Here is a 3,703-nt window from a genome sequence, read left to right as displayed (position 1 = left end):
GCGGCTCAGGCGCCGCCGGCGGCGGCAGGCCTCAGCGGCTTGAAGGCCGGCGGTTCTTGCGGGTCAGAGGCTGAACGCGACCACGACGCCGGCAAAGTCCACGCCGTTGTTCGGCGTCTTGATGTCCAGGTTGCTGATGTGCCGCCAGTGCAGGCCCACGCGCCAGGCGCCGCCGGCGTCCACCAGGTTCAGGCCCAGGTGGTCGGAGAACTGGTACTGGGTGCTTTTCTGGCGGTCGCCGATGTTGGTCTGGCTCAGCCAGGCCGGGCCGATGCCGAATTCGACTTCCATGCGCGTGGCGCCAAAGGCCGGCCGCTGCCAGTGCACCAGCGGCACGATCGCCACGTCCCAGGCATTCTTCGCGAAGGCCACATCGCCTTGCGCGCTCCAGCGGCTGACCGAGAAGTTGGTCTGGTTGCTCAGGCTCCAGCCACCAGCAGTCAGCATCTGGCATTCGCCGTAGGCGGCACCCACGGTGGCCACGCGGAGTTCGTCGTCCTTGGCCACGTTGCCGCGGAACTGCCAGCGCGGCGCACCGTCGCAGCGCGTGAATGGTGCGCCTTCCCACCAGGCGTAGGCCCAGCTGGCGAGCGTGCCAGCCACGGCCACGGCGCGCAGGCCATTGCTGGATGCATGTTCCTTGGGCGAGGCGGGTGCGGTTTGCGCCATCAACGGCGCGGACAGCAGGATCGACAGGCAGGCGACAGCCTGGGCGCCGAAGCGGGCACGGCGCGTGCTGATGGAGTGGCCGAAGGTGCGGCCGAACGTGCGCTTGGCGCGCGGCGAGATGGGGGAGGGCAGGCTGGGCATCGGCGGATTCTGCCAGCGACGCCTGGAGCGCGCCCGCTCACGGCTTCCCTGACAAAGAGTCACAGGTTTTTTCCACGTTGTTGTCGGCCGACATCTCATAAGGGCGTTGTCCTACATTACGTCGGGTCGCAAGCGAATGGGTGGGCCAGGGGCCCGGTGCTACCGTCATGCCATCCATTCACCGCTGCGGAATCTCTTGGCCACAGCTTGTGGCCCGCCACTCTTGGGTGGGTTGGCGGAGGTTTTTTTGAGCGGGTCATACCAACAGCCTTTCGGAGTCTTTCCATGTTCCATCGCATCTCCCGGGTCCGCGCGCTTGCCGTGACCACCATGCTGGCCTCTGTCGCCTTGCTGTCCGCCTGCGGTGGTGGAAGCGACAACGACGTGGCGCCGTCAGGTACTGACGAGTTGATCACCAACGTGCAGGTCACCAGCAGCACCGGTGCTGCCTACCCACAACAGATCAACATCTACAAGCCCAAGGGCGCGACCCGGGCCATCGTTGCGCTGCACGGCGGCGGCGGGAACAACGTCTCCATCTCCTACCAGCTCGGCCTGAACACTTCGCAGACCGACCTGGCATCGTCGACCATCAACTGGACCTGGTTGGAAAACAATCACGTGATGCTCGTGTTTCCCCAGGGGCAGCACATTGCCGGGCAGGACGGCGCGACGACCTGGAGCAACCGGGTGATGACCTCCGGCCAGGACGACAAAGCCTTCCTGATTGGGTTGGCTGCCAAGCTGCGCGCGGACTACGGCATCAGCAAGATCACGCTGATGGGCCACTCCATGGGCGGCGCGATGACCAACCGCATGTACTGCGAGTCCAACGCCACGTTTGATTCCTATGTGTCCCTGGCCGGCCCGGCCTCGGTGGACTTCTCGACCGGCGCAGCGGTGTGCGATCCCGCTGGCACTGCCGCCGGCAAGGCGGTGGCGCCGTACATGGGCATCATTGGCGACAGCGATCCGGTGATGCGGACCTTCGACCCGATCACCGGGGCGTCGAACTGGGGCGATGACCTGTGGACCATCAACCAGGTCCTGATCTACGCGGCCGGCGATGCCTGGGTCAATGACCAGGTGATCAACGAACAGGTCCAGCAGCAAGTCCGCGCGACGGCGATGTGCGGCGAGACTGTGGCTGCCTCGCCGACCAACAGCGGCAACGTCGACACCTGGTCCAACTGCGGCGGCAAGCTGGTGCTCAAGCGCATTCATGGCGCGGGTCACGGCGTCGATTCGTTGGCCGCGCAAATGGGCTTCTCTTCCGGCACCGGCATCCTGGACCAGGAAGAAAGCCTGGCCTCCACGGCTGGCCTGAAGTAATCACCCCCAGCATGGGCGCCTCGGCGCCCGCCACCGAAACTGGCCCGGGCTGCTAAGCTCGCGCCAGTTTTTTCATTGGGATTTCGGATGTTCACCGGCATTGTGCAAGGCGTGGCCCAGGTGGCCAGCATCCAGGACAAACCAGGGCTGCGCAGCTTCCGGCTGCAGTTCCCCGACGGCTTCGCGCAGGATCTGGGCATTGGCGCCAGCGTTTCGTGCGACGGCGTGTGCCTGACCGTCACCGAGCTGCATGGCGACAACGCGGCCGACTTTGACGTGATGCAGCAAAGCCTGTCGCTGACGACGCTGGGTGCTTTGGGCGAAGGCAGCCCGCTGAACGTGGAGCGCGCGGCGCGCGACGGCGCCGAGATCGGCGGCCACCCGCTGTCCGGCCATGTGGATTTCAAGGCCACGCTGGCCACGGTGCGCCAGCCCGAGAACAACCATGTGATGCGCATCCAGGTGCCGCAGCCGTGGATGCGCTACATCTTCGCCAAGGGCTACATCGCGATCAACGGCGCCAGCCTGACGGTGGCCGAGGCCAACCGTGCCGAGGGCTGGTTCGAGGTCTGGCTGATTCCCGAGACGCTGCGCATGACCACCTTTGGCGACAAGCAGCCGGGCGACACGCTGAACATCGAGATCGAGCGCAGCACGCAGGTTTTTGTCGACACCGTGCGCGACGCACTCGACGAACGCCTGGGCCCGCTGATGCCGGCACTCGAAGCGCTGCTGCGCCAGCAAGGCAGCAGCCCCGAGGAGCTTGCCGGCCCGTTGCCCAAACTCAAGGGCCTCAGCTGAGTTTTTTCAGCTGGACCGCGCAGCCCTGAGCTTGCGGTATAGCGTGTTGCGGCTGATGCCCAGCCGGCGGGCGGCTTCCGAGAGATTGCCGTCGCTCTCCTTCAGCGCCCGCTCCACGGTGCGGACCGCAAGCTCGCGCAGGTCGATGGCAGTTTCCACTGCTGCAGGCGCCGTCTCCCGCAGCGGTGCACAGGCACGAAGATCCTCGGCCAGGTCATCGGGCAGGTGCGCCCAGGTGATCTGCGTCTCGTGAGGCTCCATCAGCGCGCAGGCAGTGCGCAGTGCATTGGCCAATTGGCGCAGGTTGCCGGGCCAGCGGTAGCAGGCGAAGCGCTGCGCCAGTTCCGGTGACAGTTGCACGTCCTGCCCTGGCGCCAGTTCCTGCAGCATGCGTTGCACCAGCGCCTCCAGGTCCTGGCGCTCGCGCAGCGGTGGCAGTTGCAGCGTCAGGCCATTGAGCCGGTAGTACAGGTCTTCGCGGAACTGGCCGGTGCGCATCTGCTCGCGCAGCGCATGGTGGGTGGCACAGATCAGCTGGATGTCCACGGCCACCGGCTTGCCACCGCCCAGCGGCACCACCAGGCGGTCCTGCAGCACGCGCAGCAGCCGGCCCTGCATGGCCAGCGGCATGTCGCCAATCTCGTCCAGGAACAGCACGCCGCCGTCCGCCTCACGGATGCGGCCGGGAGCGCCTTCGCGGCTGGCGCCAGTGAAGGCGCCGGGCCGGTAGCCGAACAGTTCGGCCTCGATCAGGCTTTCC

At 66.4% G+C, this 3,703-nt stretch carries 4 protein-coding genes; 2 read left to right on the top strand and 2 right to left on the bottom strand.

Annotated elements, in window-relative coordinates:
* Positions 1-63: 63 nt before the first annotated feature.
* Entirely contained in the window at positions 64-810 is a 747-nt protein-coding gene (locus tag FKP22_RS23895) for an acyloxyacyl hydrolase (RefSeq protein ID WP_141290166.1), read from the bottom strand.
* Between the two features lie 285 nt (positions 811-1,095).
* Between FKP22_RS23895 and FKP22_RS23890 the strand changes: the two genes are divergently transcribed.
* Positions 1,096-2,142, top strand: coding sequence for a CE1 family esterase (locus tag FKP22_RS23890; RefSeq protein ID WP_170201048.1), 1,047 nt, complete (start codon positions 1,096-1,098; stop codon positions 2,140-2,142).
* A gap of 87 nt (positions 2,143-2,229) precedes the next feature.
* On the top strand, positions 2,230-2,943 hold the full coding sequence (locus FKP22_RS23885; RefSeq protein ID WP_141290164.1) for a riboflavin synthase subunit alpha: 714 nt from the start codon (positions 2,230-2,232) through the stop codon (positions 2,941-2,943).
* Between the two features lie 6 nt (positions 2,944-2,949).
* Here FKP22_RS23885 and FKP22_RS23880 read toward each other — a convergent pair.
* On the bottom strand, positions 2,950-3,703 hold a 754-nt coding region (locus FKP22_RS23880), incomplete at its 5' end, for a sigma-54-dependent Fis family transcriptional regulator (protein WP_170201047.1).

The organism is Ideonella azotifigens, assembly GCF_006519715.1.
Taxonomy (GTDB): domain Bacteria; phylum Pseudomonadota; class Gammaproteobacteria; order Burkholderiales; family Burkholderiaceae_C; genus Ideonella; species Ideonella azotifigens.
The sequence above is the reverse complement of the archived record's forward strand: the minus strand, read 5'-3'. Positions and strand labels throughout refer to the sequence as shown.

Bases quoted from the DNA above. Each gene is read 5' to 3' on its own strand.
- FKP22_RS23895 (WP_141290166.1), bottom strand. From the start codon at position 810: ATGCCCAGCCTGCCCTCCCCCATCTCGCCGCGCGCCAAGCGCACGTTC.
- FKP22_RS23890 (WP_170201048.1), top strand. From the start codon at position 1,096: ATGTTCCATCGCATCTCCCGGGTCCGCGCGCTTGCCGTGACCACCATG.
- FKP22_RS23885 (WP_141290164.1), top strand. From the start codon at position 2,230: ATGTTCACCGGCATTGTGCAAGGCGTGGCCCAGGTGGCCAGCATCCAG.